At 54.9% G+C, this 14,155-nt stretch carries 11 protein-coding genes; 7 read left to right on the forward strand and 4 right to left on the reverse strand.

Features of this window, described 5'->3' with window-relative positions:
* Positions 1 to 47 precede the first annotated feature (47 nt).
* The 3 genes from istA (at position 48) to RGV59_RS15500 (ending at position 4,001) form a co-directional block, all read left to right on the forward strand.
* Positions 48 to 1,547, forward strand: coding sequence for an IS21 family transposase (gene istA / locus RGV59_RS15490; RefSeq protein ID WP_102619021.1), 1,500 nt, complete (start codon positions 48 to 50; stop codon positions 1,545 to 1,547).
* The gene (gene istB, locus RGV59_RS15495; protein ID WP_029241171.1) at positions 1,540 to 2,343 is read left to right on the forward strand and encodes an IS21-like element ISPsy20 family helper ATPase IstB; all 804 of its coding nucleotides are present in this window, start codon (positions 1,540 to 1,542) and stop codon (positions 2,341 to 2,343) included. Before istA ends, istB begins: the two co-directional genes overlap by 8 nt.
* Positions 2,344 to 2,862: 519 nt before the next feature.
* Positions 2,863 to 4,001, forward strand: a protein-coding gene (locus RGV59_RS15500; RefSeq protein WP_260473902.1) for an IS3 family transposase whose coding sequence is annotated in 2 segments (ribosomal slippage) — positions 2,863 to 3,127 and positions 3,127 to 4,001 — 1,140 coding nt in all. Because the reading frame shifts where the segments join, the coding sequence is not laid out codon by codon here.
* Positions 4,002 to 4,170: 169 nt separating this feature from the next.
* Here the strand turns inward: RGV59_RS15500 and RGV59_RS15505 are convergent.
* Both RGV59_RS15505 and mobH read right to left on the reverse strand, forming a co-directional pair.
* Positions 4,171 to 7,701, reverse strand: coding sequence for an NACHT domain-containing protein (locus tag RGV59_RS15505; RefSeq protein ID WP_126586961.1), 3,531 nt, complete (start codon positions 7,699 to 7,701; stop codon positions 4,171 to 4,173).
* Positions 7,702 to 8,123: 422 nt separating this feature from the next.
* Complete coding sequence (mobH, locus tag RGV59_RS15510) at positions 8,124 to 9,845, reverse strand: MobH family relaxase (RefSeq protein WP_126586963.1); 1,722 nt, start codon at positions 9,843 to 9,845, stop codon at positions 8,124 to 8,126.
* A 221-nt stretch (positions 9,846 to 10,066) separates the two neighbouring features.
* Here mobH and RGV59_RS15515 point away from each other — a divergent pair, with 221 nt between their 5' ends.
* Positions 10,067 to 10,264, forward strand: coding sequence for a hypothetical protein (locus RGV59_RS15515; RefSeq protein WP_007901093.1), 198 nt, complete (start codon positions 10,067 to 10,069; stop codon positions 10,262 to 10,264).
* A 130-nt stretch (positions 10,265 to 10,394) separates the two neighbouring features.
* Here RGV59_RS15515 and RGV59_RS15520 read toward each other — a convergent pair whose 3' ends face one another.
* Complete coding sequence (locus tag RGV59_RS15520; RefSeq protein WP_126586965.1) at positions 10,395 to 11,357, reverse strand: ArdC family protein; 963 nt, start codon at positions 11,355 to 11,357, stop codon at positions 10,395 to 10,397.
* 127 nt (positions 11,358 to 11,484) lie between these two features.
* A complete protein-coding gene (locus RGV59_RS15525; protein WP_011334429.1) occupies positions 11,485 to 11,823 on the reverse strand; it encodes a hypothetical protein in 339 nt (112 codons plus the stop codon).
* Between the two features lie 440 nt (positions 11,824 to 12,263).
* On the opposite strand from RGV59_RS15525, the gene RGV59_RS15530 reads away from it, so the two are divergent.
* The 3 genes from RGV59_RS15530 (at position 12,264) to RGV59_RS15540 (ending at position 14,151) form a co-directional block, all read left to right on the forward strand.
* The gene (locus tag RGV59_RS15530) at positions 12,264 to 12,995 is read left to right on the forward strand and encodes a hypothetical protein (RefSeq protein WP_011334428.1); all 732 of its coding nucleotides are present in this window, start codon (positions 12,264 to 12,266) and stop codon (positions 12,993 to 12,995) included.
* Positions 12,995 to 13,588, forward strand: a complete 594-nt coding sequence (locus RGV59_RS15535) for a hypothetical protein (RefSeq protein WP_126586967.1) — start codon at positions 12,995 to 12,997, stop codon at positions 13,586 to 13,588. Before RGV59_RS15530 ends, RGV59_RS15535 begins: the two co-directional genes overlap by 1 nt.
* Before the next feature lie 179 nt (positions 13,589 to 13,767).
* On the forward strand, positions 13,768 to 14,151 hold the full coding sequence (locus tag RGV59_RS15540; protein ID WP_126586969.1) for a DUF3742 family protein: 384 nt from the start codon (positions 13,768 to 13,770) through the stop codon (positions 14,149 to 14,151).
* The last annotated feature ends 4 nt before the right edge of the window (positions 14,152 to 14,155 follow it).

A 14,155-nucleotide genomic window follows, 5' to 3' on the forward strand; every position in this document is an offset into this window, starting at 1 on the left:
AACTGCTTCTGCTCACTTTTCGAGCAGGAGAACACAGGGTGATCAGCATGGAAATGTTGGGAAAAATCCGGCGGATGTACTTCCGCGACAAGCTCTCGCTGCATCAGATAGCCAAGCGTACCGGGCTGTCGAGAAACACCATCCGAAAATGGGTCAGAGCGCCCGAAGCCATTCAGCCAGCGTACCAACGGTGCGCAACCTTCAATAAGCTCAGCCCTTTTCACGAGACCCTGGAGCAGGCGCTCAAGGCCGATTCGTTCCGGCCAAAACACAACCGCAGGAGCGCCAAAGCACTTTTTGAGCAGATCAAAGCCGAGGGTTATGACGGCGGTTACAGCCAGCTCACGGCGTTTGTGCGCTCTTGGCGAGGCGAGCAAGGCAAGTCTTTACGCGCTTTTGTACCGCTGACGTTTGCGCTCGGTGAGGCCTTTCAATTTGACTGGAGCGAAGAAGGTCTGCTGATCGGTGGTCTTTTTCGACGTATCCAGGTCTCCCACATGAAGCTGTGTGCCAGCCGCGCATTCTGGTTAGTTGCGTACCCCAGCCAAGGCCACGAGATGCTGTTTGATGCCCACACCCGTTCGTTTGGAGCGTTGGGTGGTGTGCCGCGTCGCGGCATCTACGACAACATGAAAACGGCTGTCGACAAGGTCAACAAAGGCAAAGGGCGCACGGTCAACGCCCGGTTTTCCGTGATGTGCGCGCACTATCTGTTCGATCCGGACTTCTGCAACGTGGCCTCTGGCTGGGAAAAAGGCATCGTCGAAAAGAACGTTCAGGACAGCCGGAGGCGAATCTGGCTCGATGCTCAAAACTGTATGTTTCACACCTTCGAGGAACTGAATGTCTGGCTCGGCCAACGTTGTCGGTCGCTCTGGAGCGAACTGGTGCATCCGCAGTACAACGGGCTGACGGTGGCCGAGGTCTTAGAGCTGGAGCAGGTCGAAATGATGCCAATGCCGACGGCATTTGATGGCTACGTCGAGCGTACCGTGCGGGTCTCCAGCACCTGCCTGATCAGCGTGGCGCGAAATCGCTATTCAGTGCCATGTGAGCGCGTCGGCCAGTGGGTCAGTAGCCGTTTGTACCCTTCGCGGATCGTGGTCATTGCTGACGAAACGGTGATCGCCAGTCACGAGCGCCTCTTTGATCGAGATCAGGTCAGTTTTGACTGGCAGCACTACATCCCACTCATCGAACGCAAGCCTGGTGCATTGCGCAACGGTGCGCCATTTGCTGATCTGCCAAAACCGTTACGGCTTCTCAAACGAGGACTGAGGCGTCACACCAACGGTGATCGAATCATGATGCAGGTACTGGCTGCTGTGCCAATTGCGGGGCTCGAACCTGTGCTGGTGGCGGTGGAGCTGGTACTTGAATCGGGAAGTCTGAGCGCCGATCACATCCTCAATGTCCTTGCCCGCCTGACCTCCACCGCACTACCTCCCAGTGTAGAAACCAGCCTGCAACTCAAGGTCGCGCCTGTTGCCAATACAGCACGCTACGACCGGCTCCGTGCGACCGATGAGGAGAATCGCAATGCGTGACCTAATGACTGAACTCAAAGAACTTCGCCTGCACGGCATGGCCAGTGCTTGGGAAGAACTGGTCTCTCAAGGAACAGCGTCGACGGCTTCATCGAAATGGCTGCTGGAACATCTGCTTCAGCAGGAACATGCGGATCGCGCGGTGCGCTCGGTGAATCATCAGATGAACATGGCAAAACTCCCCATGCACCGTGACTTAGCTGGCTTTGACTTCAGCGCTTCCAGCGCTGATGCCCGGCTGGTCAGCGATCTATCCAGCTTAGCGTTCACTGAAACGGCGCAGAATGTCGTGTTCATTGGCGGCCCTGGAACCGGGAAAACACACCTGGCCAGTGCCTTGGCTGTATCCGGAATCACGGCCCACAACAAACGCGTGCGCTTCTTTTCCACGGTGGATCTGGTGAATCTGCTGGAGCGTGAGAAGTACGATGGCAAGGCAGGGCGAATCGCCCAGGGACTGCTTCGCACAGACCTGGTGATACTGGATGAGCTGGGATATTTGCCCTTTAGCCAAAGCGGCGGTGCCCTGTTATTTCACCTGCTGTCCAAACTGTACGAACACACCAGCGTGGTCATCACCACCAACCTCAGCTTCTCGGAATGGTCGAGTGTGTTTGGCGACGCCAAGATGACCACCGCGTTGTTGGATCGGCTGACACATCACTGCCACATCGTCGAAACGGGCAACGAGTCCTACCGCCTACAACACAGCACCTTGGCCGCCCAGACAAAGATCAAGTCACGGGAACGAAAGCGCAAGGACGGAGATGATGTCGAGGACGATGAGCCATTTTGATCCGCACCATAAATACCCTGCTGCATGCCTACATGCGGTGGGGGTTGATGCGTCTTGAATCGGCCCACTGCTGCTAAGCTTATCCACAATTGCTGGGACAGAAATCAGCAATCCGTCCTGGGTCAATTTTCAATCGGCAGGGTGGGTCAGTTTTCAATCAGCGCCAACACCCCGAGTTCCCCGGGCCCACGGGGATCGTCACCATGTAGGTGTGATTACATGTGAAATCGAAATTCTGGTTCAGTGTCATCCCCAATCCTGCAAGTCGATCCCCATGCGCCAACGAAACTCCTACCCCAAACATTTCAAAGCTCTGGTCGTTCAGGAACGCCTCCAATCTGCGCCGCGGTGGCCAACGTCGCCTTTGAACGAGCCCCTTGAAAGACAGGACACCGTTTCCCCCTTAGGATAAGGGGTAGGCAAACGGGTATGTTTATGACTAACAGTAACGATAAGGGTGGCGGCTAACTGCTTGGCCAGGAGCGCCGGCGGCGCTGGAGTCCCGAGCAAAAGCTGGCCATGGTGCGCGAAAGTTTGGAACCCGGACAAAGCGTCTCGGTGGTCGCTAGGCGCAACGGCATAAATGCCAACCAGCTTTTCCTGTGGCGCAAGCTTTACCAAGAAGGCAGCTTGTCGGCGGTCAGTGCCGGCGAAGCTGTCGTTCCGGCTTCTGAGCTGAACGATGCATTGAAGCAAATCCGCGAACTTCAGCGAATGCTTGGCAAAAAGACCATGGAAGCTGAAGTGCTCAAAGAGGCCGTGGAGATCGCTCGCTCGCGAAAATGGATTGCGCACTCACCCTTGTTGCCGGGGGACGACCAGTGAAACTGGTCAGCGAAAGTCTCGGTGTGTCGCGCTCTCAGTTAACGGTTCGACTCAAACAAGGCGCGCAGCCAAAGGCCCGGCGTGCCCGGCATTCGGATGACACGGCTGTAGTTGCCGAAATTAGGGAGCATCTTGGTGATCTTCCCACGTATGGTTATCGCCGAATGTGGGGCCTGCTACGCCGATCCCGCGAGCAGTTGGCACTGCCTGCGATCAATGTGAAGCGGGTCTACCGTGTGATGCGTGACCACCGACTTTTGCTGGCACGGCGTGTAAAACACCCTGGTGTTGCTCGCAAGCATGAAGGTCGCGTCGCTGTTGCTACTAGCAACACTCGATGGTGTTCCGATGGGTTTGAATTTCGCTGCGACGACGGCGCCAAGTTGAGTGTGAGCTTCGCCTTGGACTGCTGCGACCGAGAGGCGATTGGCTGGGTGGCCAGTCCGACCGGCTACAGTGGCGACGATATTCGTGACCTCATGCTGGAAAGCGTAGAGAAGCGGTTTGGTGATCAGCTCCCCAGCACGCCTGTGCAGTGGCTGAGCGATAATGGCTCGGCCTATATCGCAGAGCAGACTCGGATCTTTGCACAGCAAATCGGCTTGCAGCCTGTCACGACGCCGGTTCGCAGCCCGCAGAGTAACGGGATGGCCGAGAGCTTCGTGAAGACCATCAAGCGCGACTACGTGGCCCACATGCCTCGCCCGAACCGCGAAACGGCGTTACGCAACCTGGCAATCGCTTTCGAACATTACAACGAGCAGCATCCACACAGCGCGCTGAAATACCGCTCTCCCAGAGAGTTCAGGCGTATGAAGACGGCATCAAGTTAACGGGGTGGCGGTGTCCGGTTTTGTAGGGGCCAGTCCAGCCTTGCCACGGTATCAACGCCAGCGTCGTGAGCAAATGGATACCTGTCCACTGCTGCCCCGTCATCCTCCCAACCGTTTGCTTTCATACCATTGATGGTCGAGGTTAATCGTCATCCGGAGGTATCGGTGATCATTGAGCTGCCTCGATTCTATTCAGAAGCTCAATCAAGGGAAGGAGCGGCGTACTGGTGAAGCTATGGTGTATGTACCCGTCGCGGCCGCCCCACTGATCCACAGCCTTGGCGACGGGCGTTTCGTCAATAGGGATACCTTGATCGAGCCAGTGACAGAGAAGTTCGGTTGCTGACTCACTGGCTTTTTCATTGTCGGAACACAGACATGCCAGCGTTGAATTCATGAGCCCGGTCGATGGTGGGGTATCAAGTTTTCGCAGCACCTCGAAAATTCCGCTCACATCACCCGTTGCGTCACTGTCCAGGTGCTGCAACATCATCTGGGTTGTTTCCTCAAAATGGTGATGCAGAATCAGGTTGATTACACAACGTAGCGAATAGCCCTTAGCTTTGCTCAGAAGCACTTCAAGCTCATCTCGTGTCATCGGAAGGTATTCGCAAATATTCGCGGCGAGATGATTGATCCAAGTCGAGGTGTGTAGAAGCGCGCGCTTGACCTCCTCACGGTTGATCGGCAGGGCTGTCACTTTCTCCCAGGCGGGTGGCGCTATATCAACCGCAGGCAGAAAATCGAACATCGATTCGCATGCATTTGTGTCGAGTATATGAAGCACTTCTCTGGCTTCTTGCGCCAGAGCATGCACGTCGAGAGGGATCAGCGCCGCAACGGCTTTCATCGTCGAGTGCACGGCATGCTCGTCGTGAGCTTGCGCCCAAGAGTAAAGGTCGCTGACTGGCACCGTCATGAACCCAGATGCACTCATCAGTCCGGCAAATTGAGGGAACGCACGACGACGTTTTTGCTCAAGGCCTGCCGGAGTTTTGTCGTTTATAAAAGCGGTGGCGATTGAACGGCAGGCGTAAAGATTTGCCTGCCTCCAGCTAACTCCCACCGGGGACAGAGTGACAGGCGAGACGGCTCTTTTAGCTTCCGGCAAGGGCGTTGGTAACTCTTCGATCCCTCGGGAGCGCAGGATATGGTTGATTTGAAATATGAAATTTACGGTTCGGAGTTTCTCGTCCTTAAGCTCATGCTCAGCAAAGGATCTGATCCGATCATCCGGCTGCGCCTTCAATGCCGCCAAAGCAACACGTTGCACCAGTTCGCGGTCGCTGCGGTCTTTCTTATCGAAAATATCCCGGATGTTGAACGGCTCTACTTTCGGCAGCAACTCCAGCAGTGCGACGGCTATGGTCGTGGCGTCATAATGGGAGGAATCGTAGCTGACGGCTGTAGCCCATGCTACGAGCTTGACTGCCGAATCGAATGCCTCAAGTTTTGACGCAGCTTCGGCTTCAACGAGGTGGCTCGCTTTTGCGCCGACGTCCGAGAGTGCGATTCCTATGCTGAATTTGTCGCTCGCACCGTCCTCGATTGTTTTAAATGATTGTCGTATCAGCTCTTGCGTCCACCGATCAGAAACCAGGATCTCTTGATGTCCAAGCAAGGCAAGGGCTGGCTGCAATTGTTGTGGGCGCCCCGAGGCATGTCGGCTTAGGTACAACGCGATCAACTCATCCGCCAAGCCTTGCCCAACTGCAAAATTGATGACCTCTTGTTTGTCTGGTTGATCGACCACATGCTCGATTAGATCTTTGGGTTGGCAAACCAGAAAACGTGAAGCGACAAACTCGCAGAAGGTCTTATGGATAAAGGTCAGTAGCTTGGTACCGTCGTGAAATATTTTTTCGAGCAGACCTACACTTTCCCAGTGAGCCACCGCTAGCCTAACGTCCTTTTTCGAAGCCAACGGTGTTGTCCCCATCATGGGCGCCAAGGTGGCTGCCGTTCGCTCGATCAATTGGTCGAACGTTATCAACGGGTTGCTGATTAGGTTCCAGCCGATGATATTGAGGACAGTATCGGCGACATCAGTCTGCTCTGGCGCGGTATCGGCTGGAAGCTTTTCAAACAGATTGATGAGTTGAGAGTAAAGCTCTAGGCGCGTGCGAGGCAAAGTGTAACGATGCAAAATCAGTGACGCAGCCATTCCAAGTAGCTGTGGGCTGATCGAAATGGTGTCACTTGGAGGGTTTGGTCCAAGTTGATATTGCGAGATGTCGGGAGCGCTTGACTGTGACGACTCATCTATCGACGCAGCGCCCACCAGCTTTGCGAGATTGTCCGCACCTTCGTCCTTCAGTGGGGGCAGAAGGCGGTAATGAGTCCAGTTCGACAATACTGCTGTGTCGTAGCCTATCGGTCTGGTGGTCACGACAATTCGCGCACTGGGATGGCCGAGGGCAAATCGATTGATTTGCTCTGCAACCTCGTGGTGCGCGCTTCCACATTCGTCCAGCCCATCTGCCAGTACGACCCATTTGAAACGTGTTGCGTTTTTGATCTGGCTAGGTGATATCCCGGATCCATCAAGAGAGTGGTTCAGGAGCAACTCTGAAAACGCTCCACCCTGCCGCATGGCTGCAGCGATCGGCTTAAGTGCAACACTCAGCACCAGATAGCCGTCCTGAGCGTACTGATGAGCTAGCTCTTTGATCATTGTGGACTTTCCCAAGCCCGGGCCTGCGATGACCACTGCCAGCGTTTTGAAGCGTGCTGTCCAGATAGAATCGAACACCTCGCTATACGGCTTTCGCTCGGTACTTTTGTGATAGCGCTCCAGTGCGGATAAAGCATCGTTTGACTCGGAGCGCTTAAACTCCATTCTTTCCAGATGCATGGGAAGCAGATACAAAAGCGGTATCTTGCGTCGTACTCCGGTAATGGAGAAGTGACCATTGGTATCGACGACCCATTTGGTTTGACGATCCAACACAGACGCAGGGAAGTCATCCTCTCGTATAGCAATATTTGTGCTTCTGAGCAGGCGAACCAGATCTTGCAACGTCCATCGTCCGCGCTTTTCGATCAGCAGGACAGCCTGTCGATATAGGGAATTCCAAGCCGCATCAACGTCATTTTCCCGCGCACAGACGTAACGTAGAACCTCTTTAGCGGCGCTGATGTTGGTGTCCTCAGCGCTGAGGGCGTGGATCACTCTGATCCTCATGCAGCGGCATACCTCGTGGGGTGGTATGTTGGCCTTACTCAATTGCTTAGCCCAGTCTGTACCGATGTCAGTGAGCGAGTCAGTTCTGCCTTGTCCGAGGCGCTCAATGTCAGTGGCTAGATCTTTACAAATGGTCTTGCTCGAATCAGATGCAACCACCAGTACTCCGTAGGACAAGTGACCTTTGTGAATTGCCTCTGCAATTGAATGCAAAGCAGTCCATAGCTTGCGGCCGCGAGCAAGACCTTTTTTTGCCTGAATCTCAATCTTTGAATTGTTCTCAAGCTCAATGCGGAGATCATCACCAGGCCCCTCGCTTTCTGCCCAGACTGCGACGGGTTTGTCGCTGCAAACACCCTCGAGCCAGTTCAAGGCAGTGCCGCGTAAAATATGTACCCCGACAATGGCAGTAGCGACAGCCTGAAAGTTGACGCCGCCTCCGACAGCTGTACCGCCGCCTGTCTTTTTAGCGCGAGAAATATACTGTGTCTTGGTATTGCTGTGTTTGCCCGCCATTTTCGACCTACTGTCCGCCGTGTCCAACACATTACCCATGCTCAAAGCGGCGCAATGCGAAAGTCTTCAAGAATGCCAGTCTCGACAGCGACTGTGTAGCGGTGATGCCATCATTAGTTGCGCGGGATTTACGTACTCCAACGGCATGGGGACGCTAGGAGTTGAAGAAGTCTGGTCTGGTGGTGGAATGAGTAGTTTTTACCTGCTCCGCGAGTGTCCATCTTCGTCTGGACGATATGACGCTCAACGTGAAAGCTGCGTCGAACCGATACGTAGTCGGACCGTATTCTTTGGAACCTTACCGCGTGGGGCGATCTCAATGGTTTGGGTTGGCCAACCTAGAGGGGGATGGCTTTTGGTCGCAGGCTCATCTAACTCACAATTGTCCGAACTAGCTATCACAAATCCACGGTAACGAAATCCTAGGCCTCTAGCATGAGGTAAGGGTTTTCTGGGGGCGATGATTCGAAGAGTAGCTTGTAATCTTCGAGTAAGTAGCCCTTGAGTTTGGCCTTTCTCCGTGGGCCTTCAACTTGGCATGTCCAGATGTTCAAACCGTCGTCTCGCTTCCTGTGGACCTTTAGTTTTTCGAACTGCTTCTGTACCCAATGCCATTCTTCAATTTCTTGATCGGCCCCATGTGAGATACCAGGAAACTCCTGGACATAACGTTGGAAGAGACCAGGCGTGACCAGAAATACGCCGCCACATACCGTGTGGATTTTGGCCTTGCTGTCATTGATGATCAGCTTGTGGCTTTGGATGCCTTCCCTGACCCAACTTAGGAAAGCCTGGCCTGGGTTGTTCGAATGTGAATATGAGATTTCGGGAGCGCTTTCTGACGTTACTTCACGAAATCCAGGTTCTCCCGAGTCGAACATATCCAGTAGCGTGCCGAGATAGTCGGCATCTTCGATCGCCATGGGATCTGGCAACGAAGAGCTTTGATCTGATCTTGTATTGACTGCCTTGGGGGAGAGTGGTGGTACGGGAGCGTTGGGCTGATTGTCATCGAGTGCAATGCTCACCGTTCCACTGAAAGCTTCGGGGCGGTCTTCGCTTCCCCAAATCAGCGCCGGTTGAAGGCGCAGAAAGGTAAAGCTCTGCTGCCAGTTTCCCTGCGCAACGAGCGCGGTCCAGATGGCTTTGCCTTCCGGGGTAGACTCGACCAGTCCATGCGATTGCAGTTCGTCGAACACGGCGATGTTGGAGGAGGGAATACCTTCAATCGACTGCGACAGCAGATAGGCCCGCAGCTTGTCCGTGACCGTCTTGCTGACCAGCCAGAGTGCGTCTTGGGTCAGCCATCCTGCGGCACCTGGCTGGTTGAGTTTAAGTTCGTGCTGAACCAGATGACGCAGTCCGCTGATCAAGTGATGTTGCAGCGAATGAATCGGCGCTTGCAGCGCCTTGCTCGGGTTGCCACCGATGTTCTGCGCGGTGGAGACGCGGTCGGCCTGCATCACCAACTCACCGAGCACACCGGCACGTTCGTACTGACCGGCCAGGACATACAGCAAGTTGGCCCACAGCGACGGAAATCCACTGAGCCAATCGAGGATGGGACGGTCTAGAATCTGGGTGTAAACCAAACCTGCAGCGGCGCCGTGCAAGTGATAGTCGCGACCCTTGATGTAACGAAAACGGTAGGGCTGATCCAGCGGGCCCTGCCAAGGATGCCAAAGACGGCCATCCTGGCGTTCAACCAACAGGTCCACGGCGATCTTGCCGATGTCATGCAGTAGGGCACCATAAGCAATACCCGCCGACCAGGCATCGGCCTGGGCGGTTTGGTCTTCGGGCGCAGCGCCGGTGGGAAGCAGATAGGATTGGCGCAGTTTCAAACTACAGGCGACCAGTTCCAGTCCATGGTCGAGCATGCCACCGAGATACGCATGGTGGTGCGTCTCGCTGGCTGGGAGTTGCTGGACCTGCTCGGCGTAGCGATGGATCGGATTTAAATAGAGCTGGATGAACTGAGCGTGGGAGAGGGCGGTGTACTGCCAGATTCGATCGAGCAGCTGGCGGCGGTGCTCCGCTGCTAACAAGCTGTGAGCCGACTCGATGGGCAGGTAACCTTCGGCGACGTTGATGGTCGGTGGCGGAGATGGCTTCTGCCTTTTGCGGCGAAACAGGCTGAGCATCGTGACCTCCGGGAAGTGGCTGGGTCAGTGGCCTTTTAGCCTTTTCGGATAGGGCTCTTACCCTTGACCCCCCATTCCTTTCCAACCCTTACCGTCCTTTTGGCGCGTGTCCCTTTGCGCGGCAATCGGAATATGGATACTGCTAGGCATCGTTTTGTTGGGGCTAGTACGGCAAAGACAAGAGTCGGTACACTGCGGTGCCTATTTTTTTGGGGCTTGCCATGAACCTCACTGACGCCACGCTCGTGCTGCTGCTCGCGGCACGTATCCATGGGACCGACGAAGCCGTCCGGGCCTCGGCGAAGAGCGTGGTCAAGAAGTTGCCGCGCAGTAAGCGTGATCTGATCTACAAGGTGATCGATAGCCGAAGTCCGCTCGAGTTGGTGGATTTTCTGGCGCAGAACCTGGATGCGGAATGACAGGCTGCGGGTGTGTGCCCATCCCTGACTCTTTGCATCAGAGCCCCGCGGCATGGGGGTTTCTTGGCGCAGAAAAAAGGGCCCAACTCGCGTTGGGCCCTGTGATGCGATTGCAGCGGTGAGGTAACGATCAAACTCCATCGTTCATGCATCGTGAGTCATCCATTACCGTCTGTTTCAGTTGCTGCTCCAGGTTGAGTACATACTCCGAGGCGCTTCGGGCGTGACCACTGGCGCGAAAGATCGCGCGTTTGTCAGCCTTGAGCAGGCCGAGCCAGGAGTCGATGTAGCCCTCGTGCCGCAGCTCCCCCTGTATACCGGCGTAGGCACATAAAAACGCAGCACCCATTTCGGCGATCAACTCCTCAAACGCGTAGCCTGGCGCGCCGAACGGACAGGCTGACGTCACGCCTTCGCGCTGCAACCGAGTGTGATGCCCGGTCCAGTGCGTCAGCTCGTGCAGTGCGGTGGCGTAGTACCCACCTTCATCGTGAAATTGCGCTTTTGTCGGCAGTTGGATGAGATCCCTGATCGGGTGGTAAAAGGCTTCGTCGGCAGGCCGATGAACGATGCGTGCACCTGAACTTAACAGTAGACTTTCCGCAGAGCTGTTGGCCTGGAAGGGATCACTCGGTTCCGTCTCGAACAGGGTTTCATTGAGCGCTTCGAGCCCCTCCGTTTGCTCGAGGTTGAATAGAAAATGCGTCCGGAGAATGCCAAAGTGAGCGACCTTGGGCTGACCGTTTTCATCGAGTACGGGTTGGCCTGACTCGGTCTGTTCCTCGCGCTCCATCGGCTTGTAGAGCACCGCCAGAGTGCTGCGCTCACCCTTGCGGATGTGCCCACCGGCTTTTTTGGCCTGGTTGAAGGTCAGCCAACGATCTTGAGTGAACCCCTGCAACCTGGCCTCGGCCCAGAGCAGCGGTAAATTGATGCCCGAATAGGGACGCCGCGTAATGGCGTTAATGGGGTAGGGGTGATGATGACCGACGTGAGCTGAGCCACTTGAGGACCAGGGTTTGATCCAGGGGGCTACGCCTTGTTCCAAAGCGGTAACGATCTTGTCAGTCACGTCTTGGTAGATATCGCGCATGGCATTTTCCTCGAGAGAAAACGGGGGAACGCCTTGCCCGTCGGGGAGGGTTCCCCGGTAAGTGATGGGTTGGATTGATGCAGGACTTGCATACTGTCCGAATGTGGATTTTGAGTGCCGAGTACGGTTATGTGCGTTTAGCGTTGGCCTCTCCTGCAAGCGCTATCAGTAAGGCGTCAGGCTGGTCCGGCCCTTGGAGCAGGCTGAGACTCAATTGCAGCAACGGATCGTGGTGTAAGTGATCTGTTGGTTGAATGTTTACTACCTTGAACAGTACATAGGGCTCGTGTGGAGAGGCGAGGTGAGCCTCGAAGGCTGCGCGCAATACGTGGCTCAGCCGATCGATCTGCAGCTTCTCAGGAGGACCTGAGAGTTCGAGCAGAACTGCGCGTTGCCAAGCGCCAGGAGTGAACACGATGGGCAATCGAAGGGTGTTCAGTGCTTCCGGTGTAAGTGAGTCGGACATGGTGTGCCTCCGTTGAAAGCGCGAAGAAACCTGTCCCGTGGGGGAAAGAACTTCCCCGCGGTGGGTTGAAGAAAAACAAGAAGGTTTGCCTGACGAACAGAGCTCGAAAGGCGCTCATGAGAGCAGTAGGCGTTCATCACCGTAGCAACGGTCACCGTGCGAGCCACCGAACGCTAATCGCACTTGGGGAGAACCATCATCGAAGTAACGTAGCCTTGAAGGTTCTGGCTACCTGGGAAAGTGCTGTCGATAACAGCGATCCGTACCTCGGGTTTAGCCGAGCTGTTCGTGAATAGCAACGAGATAAACCAACGCGTTAGACGAACTGAGTCTACTGAAAGCCAGCCTTGTTTTTTCGACCGGATTGACTGACAAACGGTTAGGCTTGGAGCGCTACCGGCAAGCTTCTAAAGGGCGTAATACTAGGGTGATGATGTTCAATGAAGTTGTATGAAAATGTGGTTATCGGAAATTTTCTCTACGGGCTGGGGTTCGCTCTTGGTTCACAGCTGAGATCCGGTCAGTTACCAAGCATGGTGAACTTGCTTCAACAAACGCCAGACGATAAACGATTGGGGGATTTGCTGATGGCATTCCCTGGCACAGTACGTTTGATCGAGTTTAAGACTGAGGCTAACAAGTCAAAAAAAGAGGCTGGTCGTCACCAGTTTCTATCTAGAATTTTTTCCGAAAAATTGGACGAATTGCCTGACCTGCCAGGTACCTCGCGGCGGGTGCATTGGTACATCGAAACGGCGCCTCTTCCCAGCGCTGCACTGTCGGCACGCATTGAGCCCTATCTCGATGCGTTTGGCGAAGGCGCCAGGCAACGGCCTAAGTCAAGCGAGAGGTTCCAAAATTTTATCGAGGAGCTGGCTGCTGGCATTCTGCAACGCAGATCGGCTGAGATCACAAGGGCTGAGCGCGACTACATCGATCTGGTGCGGCTTGCTCAAGGCCCAGAGGAGACCGGAACAGGCGGATTGGTGCTGGTGGCCGGCAGCGGTGGAGGTCTGCATTTCGCCGCCTTACAGGATTTGATGGATTTGAACCTGTCCCACAAACAATGGATCGAGTACAGCCAGGAGCGATATCTTTCCCTTCAGAGAGAGATGAAGCAACCAGATCATGAGATGCCCGATCTAAAAGGTCCAACTTTAGGAAGATATTGATGGCCGGAACAAGTCAAGAGCAAGCGCACGATCGAAATTTTCAGGCCCTCTTTGGCGCGGCTCGCAAAGTTCTCGAAGCTGTAGAGATCGATGAGAGCAAGTCTCGACGGGCTACGGATGCGTTGCGTGAGCTGCAGGATAGCGTCGAAAAGAAGCTGGTTCGACTGGAGGCGGGCGTCAAACAGAGCATCGAGAGTTCTGCACAGTCAACTGCGAATCAAGCCGCTGATCTGTTGAGCAAGAGATTCACGGAGGCAGATGCTGCCGCTCAGCGGGCTGCTGAACTGTACAACATGGCAGCAAAGAAATTGAATAGCAGGCGTTGGCTCTACTTCCTGTCGGCGCAGGCTACGATCCTTACATTGGTAGTAGTGTCTCTCTATCTGTGGGTGCCGTCGTTAGACGAAATAAAAGCGCGTCGAGGCGAGGTGGCGAGGCTGGACGAATTAGGCAGTCGGGTTGAGTGGTCGAAATGCAATGTTGGGAATGGTCAGACGCGCGATTGCATACGCACGGACGAATCGGAGCATGCGGACTTTTTCGAAGACCGCACAAAAAAGGGCAAGACCTATCGCATACCGAAAGGTTACTAGCCGTTTACGGGTCCTATTCTTGGCGGACTAGGATATGGGGGCTGTTTTCAACGCGCAGCCCATATCAACGCTCGCGGCGCCGTCTGATCAAACTGATAAACGGTCAGATATGGACCGCTTTCAGTAGTAGGCTAATACTCTTGCCTCAACCATGAAAACGCTCAGAAGAGGGCGAGACCATGCCGACTCAGCAACCTGTTCAAAGTTCACGTGCCCACCGCTGGGCGTACGCCTGTGGTCTGTCGGTGAAGCGTGGTTACCGTAAGTTGAAAGCGTTTGAATCCCGCGTGGTTGAGGGTGCGGAGACGGCAGGAATGCCCGCAGGTAAATTACTTGTTCGCGGGGGTTTTCTAGTTATCAAGTTGGCAATAGCCGCCGGACTCCTTCTAGTTAGCTTATGGTTCACAGTGTCGGTGATGATCCTTATTGTCTTGTGTTGGGCCATCGCCAATGGAACGCCTATCAAACCTAAGGATGCTCTCCGGTACAAGGCATATGGCGACCCATATGGTGAGTATGAGTATGGCCGCGCGCCCGGTCAGCCTGATTTAAAAGACCTGTAGTCGA

This window comes from Pseudomonas sp. FG1, assembly GCF_034313875.1.
In the GTDB taxonomy this organism is placed as follows: domain Bacteria; phylum Pseudomonadota; class Gammaproteobacteria; order Pseudomonadales; family Pseudomonadaceae; genus Aquipseudomonas; species Aquipseudomonas veronii.

Bases quoted from the DNA above. Each gene is read 5' to 3' on its own strand.
- istA (WP_102619021.1), top strand. From the start codon at position 48: ATGGAAATGTTGGGAAAAATCCGGCGGATGTACTTCCGCGACAAGCTC.
- istB (WP_029241171.1), top strand. From the start codon at position 1,540: ATGCGTGACCTAATGACTGAACTCAAAGAACTTCGCCTGCACGGCATG.
- RGV59_RS15505 (WP_126586961.1), bottom strand. From the start codon at position 7,701: ATGGCGGGCAAACACAGCAATACCAAGACACAGTATATTTCTCGCGCT.
- mobH (WP_126586963.1), bottom strand. From the start codon at position 9,845: ATGCTCAGCCTGTTTCGCCGCAAAAGGCAGAAGCCATCTCCGCCACCG.
- RGV59_RS15515 (WP_007901093.1), top strand. From the start codon at position 10,067: ATGAACCTCACTGACGCCACGCTCGTGCTGCTGCTCGCGGCACGTATC.
- RGV59_RS15520 (WP_126586965.1), bottom strand. From the start codon at position 11,357: ATGCGCGATATCTACCAAGACGTGACTGACAAGATCGTTACCGCTTTG.
- RGV59_RS15525 (WP_011334429.1), bottom strand. From the start codon at position 11,823: ATGTCCGACTCACTTACACCGGAAGCACTGAACACCCTTCGATTGCCC.
- RGV59_RS15530 (WP_011334428.1), top strand. From the start codon at position 12,264: ATGAAGTTGTATGAAAATGTGGTTATCGGAAATTTTCTCTACGGGCTG.
- RGV59_RS15535 (WP_126586967.1), top strand. From the start codon at position 12,995: ATGGCCGGAACAAGTCAAGAGCAAGCGCACGATCGAAATTTTCAGGCC.
- RGV59_RS15540 (WP_126586969.1), top strand. From the start codon at position 13,768: ATGCCGACTCAGCAACCTGTTCAAAGTTCACGTGCCCACCGCTGGGCG.